Source organism: Gordonia sp. (in: high G+C Gram-positive bacteria) (assembly GCF_020438995.1).
Classification (GTDB): domain Bacteria; phylum Actinomycetota; class Actinomycetes; order Mycobacteriales; family Mycobacteriaceae; genus Gordonia.
The window spans coordinates 1-19080 of the sequence record NZ_JAGQTN010000044.1 but is presented as its reverse complement, the minus strand read 5'-3'; the positions used below and the strand labels follow the sequence as shown (position 1 = coordinate 19080).

Annotated in this window: 17 protein-coding genes and 1 tRNA gene; 12 read left to right on the top strand and 6 right to left on the bottom strand. The window is 65.4% G+C overall.

Annotated elements, in window-relative coordinates:
- Positions 1 to 21: 21 nt before the first annotated feature.
- The 12 genes from whiA (at position 22) to KDB67_RS03740 (ending at position 12319) form a co-directional block, all read left to right on the top strand.
- Positions 22 to 1005 carry a DNA-binding protein WhiA gene (gene whiA, locus KDB67_RS03795; protein ID WP_291012606.1) on the top strand — a complete coding sequence of 328 codons (984 nt, stop codon included), beginning with the start codon at positions 22 to 24 and terminating at the stop codon, positions 1003 to 1005.
- A 148-nt stretch (positions 1006 to 1153) separates the two neighbouring features.
- Positions 1154 to 2173 (top strand): type I glyceraldehyde-3-phosphate dehydrogenase, encoded by a 1020-nt coding sequence (gap, locus tag KDB67_RS03790; protein ID WP_291012582.1) that lies wholly within the window; start codon positions 1154 to 1156, stop codon positions 2171 to 2173.
- Positions 2173 to 3384: a phosphoglycerate kinase gene (locus tag KDB67_RS03785; RefSeq protein ID WP_291012580.1), complete on the top strand. Its 1212-nt coding sequence runs from the start codon at positions 2173 to 2175 to the stop codon at positions 3382 to 3384. Before gap ends, KDB67_RS03785 begins: the two co-directional genes overlap by 1 nt.
- A 3-nt stretch (positions 3385 to 3387) precedes the next feature.
- Complete coding sequence (tpiA, locus tag KDB67_RS03780; RefSeq protein ID WP_291012578.1) at positions 3388 to 4176, top strand: triose-phosphate isomerase; 789 nt, start codon at positions 3388 to 3390, stop codon at positions 4174 to 4176.
- Between the two features lie 93 nt (positions 4177 to 4269).
- Positions 4270 to 4503, top strand: coding sequence for a preprotein translocase subunit SecG (gene secG / locus KDB67_RS03775; RefSeq protein ID WP_291012575.1), 234 nt, complete (start codon positions 4270 to 4272; stop codon positions 4501 to 4503).
- A gap of 180 nt (positions 4504 to 4683) precedes the next feature.
- Entirely contained in the window at positions 4684 to 7515 is a 2832-nt protein-coding gene (gene ppc / locus KDB67_RS03770) for a phosphoenolpyruvate carboxylase (RefSeq protein ID WP_291012573.1), read from the top strand.
- An 89-nt stretch (positions 7516 to 7604) separates the two neighbouring features.
- A tRNA-Met gene (locus tag KDB67_RS03765) sits at positions 7605 to 7678 on the top strand.
- A 497-nt stretch (positions 7679 to 8175) separates the two neighbouring features.
- Positions 8176 to 8403 (top strand): Arc family DNA-binding protein, encoded by a 228-nt coding sequence (locus tag KDB67_RS03760; RefSeq protein WP_291012571.1) that lies wholly within the window; start codon positions 8176 to 8178, stop codon positions 8401 to 8403.
- A gap of 7 nt (positions 8404 to 8410) precedes the next feature.
- Positions 8411 to 8830 carry a type II toxin-antitoxin system VapC family toxin gene (locus tag KDB67_RS03755; RefSeq protein WP_291012569.1) on the top strand — a complete coding sequence of 140 codons (420 nt, stop codon included), beginning with the start codon at positions 8411 to 8413 and terminating at the stop codon, positions 8828 to 8830.
- A gap of 194 nt (positions 8831 to 9024) precedes the next feature.
- Positions 9025 to 9321, top strand: a complete 297-nt coding sequence (locus KDB67_RS03750) for a YiaA/YiaB family inner membrane protein (RefSeq protein WP_291012566.1) — start codon at positions 9025 to 9027, stop codon at positions 9319 to 9321.
- Between the two features lie 284 nt (positions 9322 to 9605).
- Entirely contained in the window at positions 9606 to 11444 is a 1839-nt protein-coding gene (locus KDB67_RS03745) for an amino acid permease (RefSeq protein WP_291012563.1), read from the top strand.
- Positions 11441 to 12319 carry a universal stress protein gene (locus KDB67_RS03740; protein ID WP_291012561.1) on the top strand — a complete coding sequence of 293 codons (879 nt, stop codon included), beginning with the start codon at positions 11441 to 11443 and terminating at the stop codon, positions 12317 to 12319. Before KDB67_RS03745 ends, KDB67_RS03740 begins: the two co-directional genes overlap by 4 nt.
- A gap of 83 nt (positions 12320 to 12402) precedes the next feature.
- On the opposite strand, the gene KDB67_RS03735 is transcribed toward KDB67_RS03740, so the two are convergent.
- The 6 genes from KDB67_RS03735 to KDB67_RS03710 form a co-directional block, all read right to left on the bottom strand.
- Positions 12403 to 13746: a lipase family protein gene (locus KDB67_RS03735; protein WP_291012559.1), complete on the bottom strand. Its 1344-nt coding sequence runs from the start codon at positions 13744 to 13746 to the stop codon at positions 12403 to 12405.
- A gap of 231 nt (positions 13747 to 13977) precedes the next feature.
- Entirely contained in the window at positions 13978 to 14751 is a 774-nt protein-coding gene (pgl, locus tag KDB67_RS03730; protein WP_291012557.1) for a 6-phosphogluconolactonase, read from the bottom strand.
- Positions 14748 to 15683 (bottom strand): glucose-6-phosphate dehydrogenase assembly protein OpcA, encoded by a 936-nt coding sequence (locus tag KDB67_RS03725; RefSeq protein ID WP_291012555.1) that lies wholly within the window; start codon positions 15681 to 15683, stop codon positions 14748 to 14750. Before KDB67_RS03725 ends, pgl begins: the two co-directional genes overlap by 4 nt.
- Positions 15684 to 15693: 10 nt before the next feature.
- Positions 15694 to 17253 (bottom strand): glucose-6-phosphate dehydrogenase, encoded by a 1560-nt coding sequence (gene zwf / locus KDB67_RS03720; protein WP_291012553.1) that lies wholly within the window; start codon positions 17251 to 17253, stop codon positions 15694 to 15696.
- A gap of 3 nt (positions 17254 to 17256) precedes the next feature.
- Complete coding sequence (gene tal / locus KDB67_RS03715) at positions 17257 to 18372, bottom strand: transaldolase (RefSeq protein ID WP_291012551.1); 1116 nt, start codon at positions 18370 to 18372, stop codon at positions 17257 to 17259.
- A gap of 25 nt (positions 18373 to 18397) precedes the next feature.
- On the bottom strand, positions 18398 to 19080 hold a 683-nt coding region (locus KDB67_RS03710), incomplete at its 5' end, for a transketolase C-terminal domain-containing protein (RefSeq protein WP_291012549.1).

The following is a 19080-nucleotide window of genomic DNA, read 5'->3' as shown; positions in this document are numbered from 1 at the left end:
ATGACAGGAGGCCAGGTACTGGTGGCGATGACGGCGGCGGTCAAGGATGAGCTCAGTCGCCTCTCGGTGACCACGGTCAGCTCCCGGAAGGCAGAGGTCTCCGCCCTTCTTCGGTTCGCCGGTGGCCTGCACATCGTTGCCGGCCGCGTCGTGGTCGAGGCCGAACTCGACGTGGGCAACGTCGCGCGGCGCCTGCGGGGCGAGATCCACGACCTCTACGGATACGGCTCCGAGGTGCACGTCCTGCGCAGCGGCGGAATCCGCAAGAGCGCACGGTTCATCGTCCGGGTCACCAAGGACGGCGAGGGACTGGCGCGGCAGACCGGTCTGCTCGACATGCGGGGCCGGCCGGTCCGTGGCCTGCCCGCACAGGTGGTCGGCGGCAGTGTCGCCGACGCCGAGGCCGCGTGGCGCGGTGCGTTCCTCGCACACGGCTCGCTCACCGAACCCGGCCGGTCGTCGGCGCTCGAGGTCAGCTGTCCCGGACCCGAGGCCGCGCTCGCCCTCGTCGGTGCCGCCCGCAGGCTCGGTGTCACCGCCAAGGCCCGCGAGGTCCGCGGGGCAGACCGGGTAGTGATCCGCGACGGCGAGGCCATCGGTGCGTTGCTGACGCGGATGGGTGCCCACGACACCCGGCTGGTGTGGGAGGAGCGCCGCATGCGTCGCGAGGTCCGCGCCACCGCCAACCGCCTGGCCAACTTCGACGATGCCAACCTCCGACGCTCCGCGCGCGCCGCGGTCGCAGCCGCTGCCCGCGTCGAGCGCGCCATGGAGATCCTCGGCGACGAGATCCCCGACCACCTTCTCGCCGCCGGGCAGTTGCGGGTGACGCACCGGCAGGCGTCGCTCGAAGAACTCGGCCAACTCGCCGACCCGCCGATGACCAAGGACGCCGTCGCGGGCCGGATTCGCCGACTGCTGTCGATGGCCGACAAAAAGGCACGCGCAGAAGGCATTCCGGACACCGAGGCGGCGGTCACCTCCGACCTGCTCGACGACGCCTGATTTTTCGGTGCCACATGCTGCTCCGGCAACCCCGGCCTACTAGGCTGAGATGCGGCGTAGGTCTCTCGGCGGCACCGGACGGGTGCCACCGGTGGCCCGTACCCGGGGCCGCACGGCCCGTCGATGAATACCGCTAAGGAGCACAACTGTGACTGTTCGGGTAGGCGTTAACGGATTCGGCCGGATCGGCCGCAACTTCTTCCGCGCTGTCGAGGCACAAAAGGCGCTGGGGACCACCGACATCGAGATCATCGCGGTCAACGACCTGACCGACAATGCGAGTCTCGCGCACCTGCTGAAGTTCGACTCCATCCTCGGCCGCCTGCCGCAGGATGTCTCCCTCGAAGGCGAAGACACCATCGTCGTCGGTGATGTGAAGATCAAGGCCCTCGAGGTCAAGGAAGGCCCGGCGGCCCTGCCGTGGGGCGACCTGGGCGTCGACGTGGTCGTCGAGTCCACCGGCATCTTCACCGCCCGCGCCAAGGCGCAGGGACACCTTGACGCCGGCGCCAAGAAGGTCATCATCTCCGCCCCCGCCTCCGACGAGGACATCACCATCGTGATGGGCGTCAACGACGACAAGTACGACGGCAGCCAGAACATCATCTCCAACGCCTCGTGCACCACCAACTGCCTCGGCCCGTTCGCCAAGGTCCTCAACGACGAGTTCGGCATCGTCAGCGGCCTGATGACCACCGTGCACGCCTACACCCAGGATCAGAACCTGCAGGACGGCCCGCACAAGGACCTGCGTCGCGCGCGCGCCGCGGCCATCAACATCGTGCCCACCTCGACAGGTGCCGCCAAGGCCATCGCCCTGGTTCTCCCGGAACTGAAGGGCAAGCTCGACGGCTATGCGCTGCGTGTGCCGATCCCCACCGGTTCGGTCACCGACCTCACCGTCGAGGTCACCAAGAGCACCACCGCCGACGAGGTCAACGCCGCGATGAAGGCCGCCGCCGAGGGCCCGCTCAAGGGAATCCTCAAGTACTACGACGCGCCGATCGTCTCCAGCGACATCGTCACCGACCCGCACAGCTCGCTGTACGACGCCGGCCTGACCAAGGTGCTCGGCAATCAGATCAAGGCCGTGTCCTGGTACGACAACGAGTGGGGCTACTCCAACCGCCTCGTCGACCTCATCGGTCTGGTCGGAAAGTCGCTCTGATGCCCGTAGCCACTCTGAAAGACCTTCTCGAAGAAGGTGTTTCGGGTCGCGGTGTGCTGGTTCGGTCGGATTTCAACGTCCCGCTCGACGGGTCGACGATCACCGATCCGGGCCGCATTCTGGCGTCGCTGCCCACCCTGGGCGCGCTGATCGATGCGGGTGCCAAGGTGATCATCACCGCCCACCTCGGTCGGCCCAAGGGTGAGCCCGACCCGAAGTTCTCGCTCGCGCCCGTCGCCGAGCGCCTGTCGGCCGAACTCGGTCGCAACGTGCAACTTGCCGGCGACGTCGTCGGTTCGGACGCACTCGCCCGTGCCGAAGGGCTCACCGACGGTGACGTGCTCCTGCTGGAGAACATCCGGTTCGACCCGCGTGAGACGTCCAAGGACGAGGCCGAGCGCGAATCGCTGGCCAAGGCCCTGGTGGAGCTCGTCGGCGACGACGGCGCCTTCGTCTCCGACGGTTTCGGTGTCGTGCACCGCAAGCAGGCCTCGGTCTACGACGTCGCCAAGCTGCTGCCGCATTACGCGGGCAATCTGGTGGCCGCCGAGGTCGACGTGCTGGCCAAGCTGACCCACGAGGTGGAGCGGCCGTACGCCGTGGTGCTCGGCGGGTCGAAGGTCTCCGACAAGCTCGGCGTCATCGAATCGCTGGCCCCCAAGGTCGACACCCTCGTCATCGGCGGCGGTATGGCATTTACGTTCCTTGCCGCGCAAGGTCATTCGGTGGGCACCTCACTGTTGCAGGAAGATCAGATCGACGTCTGCAAAGACCTGCTGGAACGATTCGGTGACGTGATCAAGCTGCCGGTCGATGTGGTGGTGGCCGACAAGTTCGCCGCCGATGCCGACTCGCAGACCGTTGCCGCCGACGAGATCCCGGACGGCTGGATGGGCCTGGACATCGGACCCGAATCCGTCAAACGGTTTACCGCAGTGCTCTCGGGCGCCAAGACGATCTTCTGGAACGGCCCGTCGGGCGTGTTCGAGTTCGAGAAGTTCGCCGACGGTACCCGCGGGGTCGCTGAGGCGATCGCCGAGACCACCGCCGGTGGTGCGTTCACCGTCGTCGGTGGCGGTGATTCGGCTGCTGCGGTGCGCACGCTGGGTCTGCCCGATTCCGGTTTCTCCCATATCTCCACCGGCGGCGGTGCTTCGCTGGAATATTTGGAGGGCAAGGAACTGCCGGGACTGAAGGTTTTGGAGAGCTGATACGTGACCACACGCAAGCCGCTGATCGCGGGCAACTGGAAGATGAACCTCAACCACCTCGAGGCCATCGCGCTGGTGCAGAAGCTGGCGTTCGCGCTGCCGGCCAAGTACTTCGACAAGGTCGACGTGACGGTGATCCCGCCGTTCACCGACATCCGCAGCGTGCAGACCGTCGTCGACGGCGACAAGCTGCTGCTCACCTACGGGGCGCAGGACCTGTCCGAACACGATTCGGGCGCCTACACCGGTGAGATCAGCGGGGCGTTCCTGGCCAAGCTGGGTTGCACCTTCGTGGTGGTCGGGCATTCCGAGCGCCGCACCCTGCATGCCGAGACCGACGAGGCGGTGCTGGCCAAGGCCAAAGCCGCACTGCGGCACGGCATCACGCCGATCGTCTGTATCGGTGAGGGCCTGGAGGTCCGCGAGGCCGGCAATCACGTCGACTACAACGTCGCGCAGCTCAAGGGGTCACTCGCCGGGCTGTCGGCCGAGGAGATCGGCAAGACCGTGATCGCCTACGAGCCCGTATGGGCCATCGGTACCGGCCGGGTGGCCAGCGCCGACGACGCGCAGGAGGTGTGTGCCGCCGTGCGTGGCGCACTGGCCGAGATCGCCGATGCCGAGACCGCGGCTTCGGTGCGGATCCTGTACGGCGGCTCTGTCAACGCCAAGAACGTCGGCGACATCGTCGGCCGGCCAGACGTCGACGGGGCACTCGTCGGCGGGGCATCGCTCAAGCCGGACGAGTTCGCAACGCTGTCGGCCATCGCCGCCGGGGGCCCGCTGCCGTAACCCGGCGTTAGCGTAGACTGTGGCGGATCGGTTCCCACCAGGGCCGGTCCGCCACATGTTTACGCACCCGAGACCGACAGGACACCGCCACTCGTGAAGCTCGCACTCGACATCGGACTGATCATCACCAGCATCCTGATGATCGCGCTGGTGCTGTTGCACCGTGGCAAAGGCGGCGGCCTGTCGTCGCTGTTCGGTGGTGGCGTGCAGTCCAGCCTGTCCGGGTCCAGCGTCGTCGAACGCAACCTCGACCGTCTCACCATCTTCGTCGGCCTCATCTGGGTCATCTTCATCATCGGCATCGGCGTCGACATCAAACTCTCCTGACGTTCACACGCTCCCTGTACCGGCCGGTCATCTTGATCCCTGAGGCCGAAGCGAGGCACGAGCGAGGGTCTCGAAGGGTCCGGTGACACTCGTCGCCTCACGTCACCACTTCGCACGCGACCAAAGCCCGATTCCCCGGTCGCACTGCCACGAACCGCAATTGGCGCAATACTGGTCGCCATGAGCGATTCGAGTCCTTCACGGGGTGCAGCAAGCTGGCGGCCATCGATTTCGATCGTCGACCACATTCACATCGATGACGAAGGGCGGTCACTGACCGAGCCGCTCCGCAACGACATCCGCCTGCTCGGCACCATCCTCGGTGACACCGTTCGCACCCACTCCGGCGACGACATCTTCGATCTCGTCGAGGGTTCGCGACGCGACGCCTTCCGCATCCGGCGCGGCGAACTCGACCGCGACAATCTTGCTGATCGGTATGCCGACATCGATATCGCGGTCGCGCTGCCCATCATCCGGGCCTTCAGTCACTTCGCGCTGCTGTCCAACCTGGCCGAGGACATTCACCGCGAACGCCGGCGCCGGATTCACGTCCGGGCGGGCGATCCGCCGCAAACGAGCAGCCTGGCCGCCACCTACTCCAGACTCGCCGCCGCCGATCTGAGCGACGCCGCAGTCGGTGCCGCGCTCGCCGACGCGACGGTGGTGCCGGTGATCACCGCGCACCCGACCGAAACCCGCCGCCGCTCGGTGTTCGAGGCGCAGCACCGCATCACAGACCTGCTGCGGGCACACCTGCGGCAGGATCCGACGCCGGAGGAGGACGAGGAGATCATCGAGGGGATCCGCAGGCAGATCCTCACCCTGTGGCAGACCGCGCTGATCCGGCTGGAGCGACCACGCATCGAGGACGAGATCCGTACCGGACTGCGGTACTACGATGCCGCGTTCTTCGAAGTGGTGCCCAAGATCAATACGCAGGTGCGGCAGGCGTTGCGTGGCGCCTATCCGGACGCGGGTATCGAGGATCAGCCGATGATCCGGATGGGCTCGTGGATCGGCGGCGATCGTGACGGCAACCCCTATGTGACCGAGGAGGTGGTCGGCTTCTCCACGACGATGGCCGCGCGCACCGCCATCGGCCACTATCTCGAGCAGTTGGAGGTGCTGGGGATGGAGATGAGCCTGTCGACCAGGCTCACGGTGCCCTTCGATGCGCTGTACGCGCTGACCGGAACGTCGCCAGAAGACCCATCGGCGGACGAGCCGTGTCGGATTGCATTGCGGCACATCCGTTCCCGATTGGCGGCCAAAGCCACCGCGATGTTCGGCGAGGACGTGATGCGCACGTCGGACCTGTACCTGGTGGACGGCTCGGCACCGTATGAGACAGCCGGCGAACTGCTCGCCGATCTCGATGTCATCGACGCGGCATTGCGCGCCAATAGTGACGAGATCATCGCCGACGACCGGCTGCGCACGCTGCGGGAAGGCGTGCGTACGTTCGGATTCAACTTGTACGGCCTGGACATGCGCCAGAACTCGGACATGCACGAGGAGGTGGTGGCCGAGCTGATCGCCTGGGCCGGTGTGCATCCTGACTACACCTCACTCGACGAGGACGAGCGGGTGGCGCTGCTGTCGACCGAACTGACCTCGCGCCGGCCGCTGATCGGTCCCGACGCCGAGCTGAGCGAGCTGGCCACCAAGGAGTTGGGCATCGTTCGTGCCGCAGCCAAAGCCGTTGCGCTGTACGGTCCCGAAGCCGTCCCCAACTACATCATCAGCATGTGCCAGTCGGTCTCCGACATGCTGGAGGCGATGATCCTGCTCAAGGAGGCGGGATTGTTCGACCCCAACGACGGATCGCCGCGCTCGACGGTCCGGGTGGTGCCGCTGTTCGAGACTATCGAGGATCTTCAGCAGGGTGCGGCGACAATCCTTGCGGCGCTGGATGTTCCGTTCTATCGAAAGTTGGTGGAGTCGCAGCGGGGCATTCAGGAGATCATGCTCGGCTACTCCGATTCCAACAAGGACGGCGGATACATGGCCGCGAATTGGGCGCTGTATCGGGGCGAACTCGACCTCGTCGAGGCGGCGAAGAAGGCGGGCATCCGTCTTCGGCTGTTCCACGGTCGCGGCGGCACCGTCGGCCGTGGCGGCGGACCGAGCTACGACGCGATTCTCGCCCAGCCGCCGGGTGCGGTGCAGGGTTCCTTGCGGATCACCGAGCAGGGTGAGGTGATCGCCGCGAAGTACTCCGAACCGGTCAAGGCCGCGCGCAACCTGGAGACACTGCTGGCCGCGACCATCGAGTCGTCGCTGCTGGACGTGGAAGGGCTGGGCGACGATTCGGAGTCGGCGTACCGCGACATGGACGAGATCGCCGCACTGGCGCGGGCCGCATACTCCAAGCTGGTGCACGAGACACCGGGTTTCGTGGAGTACTTCACCTCGTCGACGCCGCTGTCGGAGATCGGTGCCCTCAATATCGGGTCGAGGCCGGCATCGCGTAAGCAGACCAAGGCGATCTCGGACCTACGGGCCATACCGTGGGTGCTGAGCTGGTCACAGTCCCGTGTGATGCTGCCCGGCTGGTACGGCACCGGATCGGCGTTCGAGCAGTGGATCGACGGCGACGAGAGCAAGCTCGCCACGCTGCGCCGCTACTACGAGGAATGGCCGTTCTTCACCTCGGTGATGTCGAACATGGCGCAGGTGATGGCCAAGTCCGACATGGGCCTGGCCAACCGCTATGCCCAGCTGGTACCCGATGAGGAGCTGCGCGACAAGGTGTTCGGCATGATCGTCGACGAACACGAACGAACCATCAAGATGTACTTCACGATCACTGGCACCAACGACCTGCTCGCCGACAACCCGGCCCTCAAACGCTCGGTCTACAACCGCTTCCCGTACCTGGAGCCGCTCAACCTGCTACAGATCGAACTGCTCCGCCAGTTCCGCGCCGGCGAGGACTCGCCCCGCATCCGCCGCGGCATCCAGCTCACGATGAACGGCCTGGCCACCGCGCTCCGTAACAGTGGATAGGGGATAGACCGGGCCTGGGCCCGCTGGACCGGCATCCAGCAGCCGATTTGCGTTCTGTCGCCCCACCCCCGTAACCTTCTTCAAGTCAACGCGGGGTGGAGCAGCTCGGTAGCTCGCTGGGCTCATAACCCAGAGGTCGCAGGTTCAAATCCTGTCCCCGCTACGAATCAGGCCCGGGAAATTACGGTTTCCCGGGCCTGAAAGGTTAAAGGGATCTGACCACTCTTCCACAAAGTCGAACGCGTAAATGCTGCCGTTGATGCAGAGCTCGCTGCGTCCACTCGCGAGACCTACGCCCGCATGTCGGAACCAGGTGCGCGTTTCACCCGTGTCCTCTGGAGGAACCATCCCACGAGCGATCGGATCGGCTCCCGTGCGATCAGTAGGATCGTCCAGGAACGAGCAAACGCCGCCGGTTTCGACGAATATCTGTCTCCGGCCACTCACTCCGAACCAACCACGCCACCACGGCTGCGGTCAACGGCGCCTAGATCGACCGCATTGCCGCGCAAATATGACACCGGGACCTCGGACCCTCCTCAACCACTACATCCGCCCAGCCGAGCGATGGCGACCACCACCAACCGCGACCTCGGCCTGTGACTAGCGAACGGGTTCACTCCAAGTGATATCGTGACAGTGATATCGGAGGTGATCACAATGGAGCAGATCCTGATTCGGAACCTTCCGGCGGGAACGAAGGCTGCGCTCAAGGTGCGCGCCGAACAGCACCGTCGGTCCGTTGAGGCCGAAGCACGGGAGATCCTTTCCGACGCTCTCGAACGCGAGCCAGTCACCCTCGTCGACCTTCTCGGCACCGACGAAGGGTCGGACATTGAGTTCGAGCCCGAGCGCCTCGGCCTGACCGCTCGCACCCCTGATCTGTGACCGGCTGATGCAGTACGTATTGGACACCAATGTGGTCTCCGCGCTCCGAGTCCGAGGACGTAATCCGCAGGTAGAGGCCTGGGCCGCAGCAGTGCCTGTATCCGACATGTTCGTGACGGCACCCACGATGGCCGAGATCGAACGCGGCGTGGTTGCCAAGGAGCGATCCGACCCGCTCCAAGGCGAGATCCTGCGCCGGTGGTTCGAAGACCACGTTCTGCCAGCGTTCGCAGACCGAGTGCTGCCATTCGACCTACCCGCTGCTCGGATCCTGGCTACCTACCGAGTCCCAGAGCACGCTCCGCTCGACGATGCACTGATCGCTGCTGTCGTTCAAGCCTCCGAGATGACCGTCGTAACCCGCAACACCCGGCACTTCGAACCACTCGGGGTTGCCTGTCTCAACCCGTGGAGCCAGATCTCGTAACGACGGTCCCGATCAAACCCGTGACTTGACAGCGCGTCCAGGACGATTCCCTCGGTGCGCCCGGATCGCACGTCACACACCCTCCTTCTTGAGGATGTCCAGCACCGCTGTGCGCCGTCGCGTCGACAGCCCCGCCGGGAATTGAGTAGGGCTACGCATGCTGTGACCTGCCCGAACGTCCTAGCGTTCTACGTATGACCCACGGAAACGACATCCCCCAGTCCGCGACCACCTCGGCGTTCCAGATCCAGGCGGTCATCGCGTTCGCCGTCAGTTTGACGGCGTCGGTCATCGGCGTCTGGAACCTTCCGCTCGACTCCTGGCAGCGCGGTTTCTTCGGCGTAACCCTGCTGTTCCTGGTGTCAAGCACGTTCACTCTTGCGAAGGTGGTACGTGACAGGCAGGAGCAGACGACGATCCGTTCCCGTCTGGACGAGGCCCGGGTGGAAAAGCTGATCGCCGAACACGACCCGTTCAAGGGTGTCGCCTGACCCCTGACGTCTTGCCCGCCACGATGACACCTCGCATCTCAACGGACAGTTTGTCCATACTGTCAGCAAGATATGGACGTTATGGCGATTGACTATATCCGGCGGTTCCTAGCGTGATATGCGATTTGTTGACCTGATTCCTGTATCGCCGATTGCGCACCATTGAGCTGTATGAACCCGTCTTCATGTTGTTCTTGTATTGTCCTGCGAGGCGGATCACACTGTGGTACTTCTGAGGCACCAACCGACCGGAGTGGTCGGCCCGCAGAGCAGAGGTGAGTCCTATGAGTGGTGCATCTCCAGAATTGGCGAAGGCGCTGAGCCAACGTCAATTATCGATGATCGCGATCGGTGGTGTCATCGGTGCCGGCCTCTTCGTGGGTTCGGGCGTTGTCATCCAAAAGACCGGTCCAGGTACGTTTATTACCTACGGCCTTGCAGGTCTGCTGATCATCATGGTCATGCGGATGCTGGCGGAGATGGCGGTCGCCAACCCGGCGACCGGCTCTTTCGCAGACTATGCACGGCAGTCTCTCGGCGAGTGGGCAGGATTCTCGGTCGGCTGGCTGTATTGGTATTTCTGGGTGATTGTGGTCGGCTTCGAGGCAATTGCCGGCGCCAAGATCATCGAATTCTGGTACGACGGTATACCGATGTGGATCCTGGCACTTCTGTTGCTGACGGCCATGACGGCGACAAACCTGTTCTCCGTGTCCTCGTTCGGTGAGTTCGAATTCTGGTTCGCGGGAATCAAGGTCGCCGCGATCGTTGCTTTCCTGCTGATCGGCTCGATCTACGTGGTCGGTCTGTGGCCGGACAAAGATCTCGATTTCTCCAATCTGACCGCACACGGCGGATTCTTCCCCAACGGCGTCAGCGCGGTGACGGTCGGCGTGGTGACGGTGATCTTCTCGATGGTCGGCGCCGAGGTCGCCACCATCGCGGCCGCCGAATCGCAGGACCCCGAGCATGCGGTCGCGAAGGCCGCCAACTCGGTGATCGTCCGTATCGCGGTGTTCTTCGTCGGTTCGGCCTTCCTCCTGGTCACCATCCTTCCGTGGAAGGAGATGGGCGGTGAAGGGCACGGTGGCAGCGCGTCTCCGTTCGTCGCGGCATTCGAGGAGATGGGGATACCCGGCGCCGAACACATCATGAACGCGGTGGTTCTCACGGCGGTGCTCAGCTGCCTGAATTCGGACATGTACACCGCATCTCGCATGTTGTTCGTGCTCGCGGCCCGACGTGAAGCACCCGCTTCGCTTGTCGAGGTGACCAAACGAGGCGTTCCCGCCGCAGCAATCCTCAGCTCTTCGGTGATCGGATTCCTGTGCGTCATCGCGGCCGCGGTCGCCGAGAAGTCGATCTTCGACTTCCTGCTGAAATCGTCCGGTGCGATCATCCTGTTCGTCTACCTGCTGATCGCGATCTCTCAAATCGTGCTGCGGCGCCGTAACGGGTCCGAACAGCTCAAGGTCAAGATGTGGGGCTTCCCGGTGCTCTCGATCCTGACCGCGCTTGCGATCGTCGCGATCCTCGTGCAAATGGGATTCGATTCCGGCAGTCGCTCGCAGTTGTTGCTGAGTCTGCTGTCCTTTGTGGTCGTCGTGATTCTCTTCTTCATCAACCGCTTCTACGTCGCAAGCAGGCCCATCGCGCCGGTTATCGAGGCAGAGGCACCGCCGGAACGAGTGCTGGTGCTCGCCAACGAGACCGTCGACTCCGACGTGCTGATCGACGAGCTCAGCCGGATGGGCGCCGACCACAAGTGTGTCTTCCACGTCGTCGTACCGGCCAGCCCCGTCGAGACGGGGACGGCCGCGACTCACGGGCCGCGCGACGTGTGGCCGGCGACCCTGAAGGCGGCGCAGGAGCGGCTCGACGTCACGCTGACCACGTTGCGGGAAGCCGGATTCACCGCCGACGGCGAACTGGGTGAGAATCGGCCGCTGCGAGCACTTGCCGCGGGCGTGGAGTCCTTCAATCCCGATCAGATCGTGATCTCCACCAAGCCGGCGGAGGAATCGGTATGGATGAGGTTCGACGTGATCGACCGGGCGCGTGAGCAGTTCCAGATCCCGGTGACCAATGTCGTCGCCCGGCCGGTCGCTTCGGGGCTGGTATGACCATCGTCGTAGGCTTCTCGGCCAGCCGGCAATCGCAGGCGCCACTGAACCTGGCCGTGCAGATGGCGGCGGCGTCCGGACACTCCATCGTGGCCGTGGCAGTGGTGGAGGACTCGGGTGCCCGCGCCGGAGATCCGTTCCAGAAGGAGTTCATCGGACACCTCACCGAACGTACCGAGACAGCGTTGCGGAAGGTCCTCGACGGAATGCCGGGAGGAGCGCAGGTGCCGGCGGTCGTGACTCCGGGTCCGTCGACGGCAACCGGTCTCCTGCAGGTGGCCGCCGATCACGACGCTGACGCAGTGGTGGTCGGGTCGTCGTCATCGGGCCTGATGGGCAGATTGGCGCTGGGCAGCGTCACCGACCGGATCGTCCACACCGCACGGCTACCGGTCGCCATCGCCCCCCGCGGCTACAAGCTGGATCCGGGCCGTATCACGCGTGTCACCGCGGGATACGGCGGGGCCGCCGACGAAAGCGGACTGATTCCGGCCGCTGCGGTACTGACCCGTAAGTGGTCGCTGCCACTGCGGGTGGTGTCGTTCACCGTTCGGCCGATGGCGGCGTTCGGTGCTTCGGCGACACCCAAGTCGGAGCAGGAGATGGTCGACCGCTGGGTCGAACAGACCGGGAAAGCGGTGACCTCCGAACTCGCGGAGGTACGTACCAGGATCGACGTGCCAGATGTGGAGGTTGTCGTGGGCACCGGCCCGGACTGGTCGACGGCCATGGACAGCGTGCCGTGGCGACCGGGGGAGATCCTGGCGCTGGGGTCAGGAGCTGCGGGCATCGTCTCCCAGGTGTTTCCGGGTGCGGCGGCCAACCGCATCCTGCGCAACAGCCCGGTTCCGGTGATGTTGATGCCCAAGGCATGACACAGCAATAGGCCGCAGACAAAGCGCGCCGTCCGGCGGGATCCGGACGGCGCGCTTTGTGGTTGTCGGAAGCGGTGGCTGTCTCAGGGCGTGGTGTCGAGTGTGTTGCCGGGGGCGATCGCACCACAACCGTTGGGTGCGGGCTTGCCGATGAACCGATCGTTGAGCCAGGAGAAGGCCCCGGGCAGGAATGCGGCCGCGCCTGGTGTGTGGCTGAGCTGGTCGTACTGCTGGTAGCTGATGGCGCGGTTGCCTCGCGCACAGTACTGGCGGGCCAGTGCCCGCACGTCACCGGCGATCATCACGCCATCGCCTTTGCCAATCCGTGGCTTGTTGCCCACCGTGCCCTCGAGCTCTCCGGCGGCCGCCTGGCCTATGAACAGCGGGACGGTGGGGGTGGCTGCCTTCCCGAGGTTGATCTTGCCGACGGTCTCGACGAACGGCGTGACAGTCATCGGGTCGGCGTACTGCGGCTTCATCAGCTGCTTCCACGTCATGCCGGGGTAGTGACCCATCACGTTGTTGATCGGCGCGGTCTGCATCTCGGCAACGATCTTCTTCCCGTACTCACTTAGGTATTTCGAGAAGTTGACATCGTAGGATCGGGCGATTCCGATGATCGCCATCGCGGCCACGCCTGACCACGTCTTGCTGCCGCTGATGTAGGTGAGATTGCGGATCGGGTTGACCAGCAGTCCACCCGACGCCGCACCGACCAGCCGGCGATTGACATCCGGTGCGTAGTCCGGGGCGAGCGCCGCAGCCCAGTTGGTGCCGATCGCCCCGCCCGAGTACCCGAACAGGCCGATCTTCGTGGACGGCTTGAGGCCGGTCAGGGGTGAGCGGGTGGCCGCACGGATCGAGTCGAGAGTGTTGGTGCCGTACTCGGGGCCCGCCGCGAAGTTCGCCTTCTGTCCTTCAATGTCGGCGACGATCACCGTGTAGCCGGCGGTCAGCATCGGAGCGATGAGTCCGGCCTCGGCCGAATTGACCTGTCCGCCTTCGGTGACCGTTCCCGCGATGGCCCGCGACGGGCTGTCCTCGGGATTGAGCGAATCGTAGAACGACTGGTAGGCGATCGCCCGGCTCGGGTCGACGCCGCCGGGCGGTTTGAGAACAGAGGTGACATTGACGACGGGCCGGTTCTGCGCGTCGACCGTGCGATAGGTGAGCTGCACCGCCGAGATCGGCATCGCGTTGCCTTGCACGTGCATGGTCAACTCCCGCGACTTGACCACCTGTCCCGGCTTGAGCGAGGCCAGGTCTGAACCGGAGTAGGTGAAGAAGCTGTCCGGTGCCGCACCGGCGGGCGCCGCCGTCACCAGCCCCGCAACCATCGCCGTCGACGCCGCGAGCAGCGCCGCACGGCCGCTCCGCCTATAGCACAATCCAGTAACGCCCCGAGTGAAAATACGATTCTCCGTCACCGGAGGAATGTTACCGGTCAGTAGCTTCAGCGGCAAGAGATGTCCGGGCTGTCGGGATCCGGCCGTGATGATTCTGTCGTACCGCGTCGGCGCTGCCGATGCCGTGCCGGACACGCCCAATACCGCCACGGCGCAGACCGCGGCCGACGCGAGGATGGCTCGCAATGAAGTTCGGGTCACAAGCGGGCGCTAACAACTGCGTCCCGACCGATCGGGGAGATTCGGGGGAATTCACCCAGCCGGGAGATGGGAGGCCGCGGCGTCGTCGAGGAACCAGACGGTTTCGGCGGTGCCGTGGGCGCCGGCGCACGGCCAGTCGGTGGGGTCGGCGCCCGCGTGGGCTGCCGCGACAGCCTCGGCCTTGTCGGCACCTGCGACCAGGAACCACACGGCGCGGCTGCGGTTGACCACCGGCAATGTCAGAGTGATGCGGAGCGGCGGTGGCTTGGGGGAGTCTGTAACGGCCACAACAGTTTCCGACGATTCTGCGGTGGCCTCGGTGTTGGGGAACAGGGAATTGATGTGGCCCTCGCCACCCATGCCGAGCAGGTGCAGATCGAATTCGGGTGCGACGCCGTCGGCGGACAGCGTCGCCAACGTCCGGGCATAGTCTTCGGCGGCGGCCTCAATGTCGTCGCCGAATGGACCGTCCGATGGAGCCATCTCATGGACCTTGGCGGGGTCGACGGGGACATGGGCCAGCAGTGCGTTGCGCGCCTGGCCGACGTTGCGTTCCGGGTCGTCGGAGGGAACGAAACGGTCATCACCCCAGTACAGTTCGACGTTCGCCCAGTCGATATCACCGCTGTCGGCGGCGAGCGCGGCCAGAATTGCGATGCCGTTGCTGCCACCTGTCAGCACCACGTGCGCCACGCCGCGTTCACGCTGTGCGGCGGTCACCACCTTCACGAACCGGGCCGCCGCGGTGGAGACGAGTTCAGCCTTGTCGTCGAAGACGAGGGTCTCGGTCACCGGTTGCAGGTGCGGATTCTCCGATGCGATCACTCCGAAATCCTTCCCACTGTAGCCCTTTCCACAGTCTCCACCTCGGCGGCACCGGCGAGTGCCAGCGCGTAGATGTCGTCGGCGTCGAGCCTACGCAGTTCCTCGGCCAGACACATCGGCAGGTTGCGGCGGATCAATGCGATCCGCCCGTCCGGCTTGCCCGGCGCCGTCAGCACCGCATTGCTGTTCTCGTCGATGGCCAGTACCGTCGGACCGCCCGCACGATGCAGCCGCACCTCGAAACTGCCGATACTCCGGCGGGTCGGCACACCCAGCGCCGCCCGTAACCAGCCTGCCAGCAGATCGATCGCCGGAGACTTCGACGGACCGGACACGTCGACGGCGGTGATCGCCTCGTGTGGTGGCCGGTCGACGGCGGAGGCCAGGATGCCCCGCCACGGTGTGATCTGAGTCCAGGTGATGTCGGAATCACCGGCGCAGTAGTTGGCCAGGCGCCGGGCGAGCACCGTGTCGGGATGGGGATCCTTGCTCGCGTCGAGGAGGCGGCGGGTACCGAGCATGCCCATCGGGTCGGCGGCGGGATGCGACGGTGCGGTGCCCGGCCACCAGGTGACCACAGGCGTATCCGGCAGCAGGAACGGAATCACCACCGATTGTGGGTGGGCGGCCAGCTCGCCGTGCAACGCCAGAACTACCACCTCGGAGGCACCCGCGTCACCACCGACTCGGATCTGTGCGTCCAGCCGGGTGTCGTCGTTCTCGTCGCCCCGCGACACCACGATCACGCGGCTCGGGTGCTCGCGGCTGGCGTCGATCGCCGCCGAGATCGCGCCCTCGGTGGGTTCGTCGTGTTCGGCGACCACCACCAGGGTGAGCACGCGGCCCAGGCTGATGGCGCCACCGGACTCACGTACCTCAACGATCCGCTTGGCGACGACGCCGGTGGACGTGTCCGGAAGATCGACGATCATCGCTGTCTCCTTACGGCCGGCGCCAGTTGCGGCCGGTGTGGCTCATCATCTGCTCGGCCGACACCGGCCCCCAGGTACCCGACTCGTATGTGTCGGGTTTGCCCTCGGCGGCCCAGTGTTCGAGCACGGGATCGAGGATCTGCCACGACAATTCGACTTCCTCGTTCACCGGGAAGAGCGATGGTTCGCCGAGCAGCACGTCGAGGATCAGGCGCTCGTACGCCTCCGGCGACGCCTCGGTGAACGCGGTGCCGTAACTGAAATCCATGTTGACATCGCGCACCTCCATGCTCGATGCGGGTACCTTGGAGCCGAACCGCAGGGTGATGCCCTCGTCCGGCTGCACCCGGATCACCAGAGCGTTCTGGCTCAGTTCCTCGGTCATCGTCTTGTCGAACGGCAGATGCGGTGCTCGCTTGAACACCAGTGCGATCTCGGTGACCCTGCGGCCCAAGCGTTTTCCGGTCCGAAGATAGAACGGCACACCCGCCCAGCGTCGGGAATCGACCTCCAGGGCGATCGCCGCGTACGTTTCGGTGATCGAGTCGGCGGCGAAGCCGTCCTCATCGATGAGACCGGGAACCTTTTCGCTGCCCTGCCAGCCCGGTCCGTACTGGCCGCGGGCCGTATTCTCCGCCAGGGGCTCGATATTGCGGGTGGCGGCCAGAACTTTGATCTTCTCGGCCTGTAATTGCTTGGGCTCGAACGAGATCGGCTCCTCCATCGCCACGAGCGCCATCAGTTGGAGCAGATGATTCTGGATGACATCGCGGGCCGCGCCGATACCGTCGTAATATCCGGCGCGCCCGCCGAGACCGATGTCCTCGGCCATGGTGATCTGCACGTGATCGATGTAGTGCGAGCTCCACAACGGATCGAACAGCTGGTTGGCGAACCGCAGCGCCAGAATGTTCTGCACTGTCTCTTTGCCGAGGTAGTGGTCGATCCGGAACACCGACGATTCGGGGAACACCCGATTGACGATGGCGTTGAGCTGCTTCGCCGATTGCAGGTCATGGCCGAACGGCTTCTCGATCACCACCCGACGCCAGAAGTCGTCACCGTCCTGTGCCAGACCCACCCGGTTGATCTGCTCAAGCACCGTCGGAAACGCCTTCGGCGGAATCGACAGGTAGAACGCGTGATTGCCGTCGGTGCCGCGTTCGGTATCCAGGCGCTGCAAGGTGTCCTTGAGGAGGTCGAACGCGGCGTCGTCGTCGAATGAGCCCTGTACGAACCGGAACCCCTCGCTCAGGCGCTCCCACACCTCCTCCCGGAAACCGGTGCGGGCATGGTCGCGGACCGCGTCGTGCACGACCTTGGCGAAGGCGTCGTGATCCCAGTCGCGCCGGGCGAACCCGACCAGCGCGAACGACGGTGGCAACAGCCCCCGGTTGGCCAGGTCGTACACCGCGGGCATCAGCTTCTTACGCGCAAGATCACCGGTGACCCCGAAAATGACCAGACTGCAGGGACCGGCGATCCGCGCAAGGCGTTTGTCCCGGGGATCGCGCAGCGGATTGGTCCAGCCGGTGGTGGCACTGTGCTGCGCGTTCCGGGAGGTGACCAAGGTTCAGCCTTTCGCTGCGGCGAGCTGCTCGGCGGTTGCATCGAGCAGCTCGTTCCATGCGTCTTCGAACTTACTAACTCCCTCGCTCTCCAGCACCTCGAAGACGTCGGTGAAATCGATACCCAGGGCGGCGATCTTGTCGAAGATTTCCTGCGAGGCGTCGCCGAGCCCGGTGATCGAGGACGTGTTGACCCAGCCGTGATCGGCGAAGGCGTCCATCGTCTTGCCCGGCATCGTGTTGACGGTGTTGGGGGCGACCAGTTCGCTGACGTACAGGGTGTCGGGGTAGTCGGGGTTCTTGACACCGGTCGACGCCCACAGCGGACGCTGCGACCGGCCGCCCCGGGCGACCAGCGCGTCGAACCGGTCGCCGCTGAACACCTCCTCATACGCGGCGTAGGCGAGCCGGGCGTTGGCGAGGGCGGCCTTGCCCTGCAACTCGCCGGCCTCGGCCGAACCGACGGCGGCCAGGCGCTTGTCCACCTCGGTGTCGACGCGGGAGACGAAGAACGAGGCCACCGAGTGGATCTTCGACAGATCGTGACCGGCGGTGGCGGCGGCCTCCAGACCGTCGAGGTAGGCGTCCATGACACCGCGGTAGCGCTCGACGGAGAAGATCAGCGTCACGTTCACACTGATGCCCTCGGCGATCACCTTGGCGATCGCGGGCAGACCGGCCACGGTCGCCGGGATCTTGATCAGCAGATTGGGCCGGTCGACGATCTTCCACAGTTCGATCGCCTGCGCGACGGTGGCGTCGGTGTCGTGCGCCAGCCGCGGATCGACCTCGATGGACACCCGGCCGTCGACACCGTCGGTGGCCTCGTACACGCCGGCCAGGACATCGCAGGCGTTGCGGACGTCGTCGGTGGTGACGGTGCGGATGGTGGCGTCCACATCCGCGCCGCGCGCGGCTAGCTCGCCGACCTGGGTGTCGTAGCTGGTGCCCGCGGACAGGGCGGCCTGGAAGATCGACGGGTTGGTGGTCACCCCGGTCACCGACTTGGTGTCGACGAGGGCGGCGAGGTCACCCGAGGAGATCAGGTCACGGGACAGGTCATCGAGCCACACCGATACCCCGGCGGCGGACAGTTCGGCGAGCTTCTCGTTCTGGGTCACGACGGTTCTCCCTGGTTTCGAGTGATTACTTGGCGATTGCGCGTTCGGCGGCTGACACGACGGCCTCGGCGGTGATGCCGAACTTCTCGTAGAGCACCGTGGACCCGGCCGACGCGCCGTAGTGCTCGAGCGAGACGATCTGGTCGGCGAACGGCACGAACCGGAACCACGGCATCGCGATACCGGCTTCGACCACCACGCGCGGGGTGGCCGGGGGGAGCACCGAATCCCGGTACTCCTGGGTCTGCTCGTCGAACCATTCGACGCTGGGCATCGACACGACGCGGGCGGCGATGCCCTTGCCGGCGAGGGTCTGCTGCGCGGCCACAGCGATCTCGACCTCGGAGCCGGTGGCGATCAGCACCACGGCAGCGTCACCGTCGGCTTCGCTCAGGACGTATCCGCCGGCGGCGACGCCCTCGGCGGACGTGCCTTCCAGGACGGCGACGTTCTGCCTGGTCAGGGCAAGGCCGGCCGGATTGTTGTGGCGAGTCAGGATGTGCGCCCACGCGTACGCGGTCTCATTGGCGTCGGCAGGACGCACGACGTCCAGATGCGGGATCGCCCGCAGCGCCGCCAGGTGCTCGACCGGCTGATGCGTGGGACCGTCCTCGCCGAGACCGATCGAGTCATGTGTCCACACGTAGATCGGAGCGATCTCCATCAGGGCCGCCAGACGCACGGCGGGCCGCATGTAGTCGGCGAACT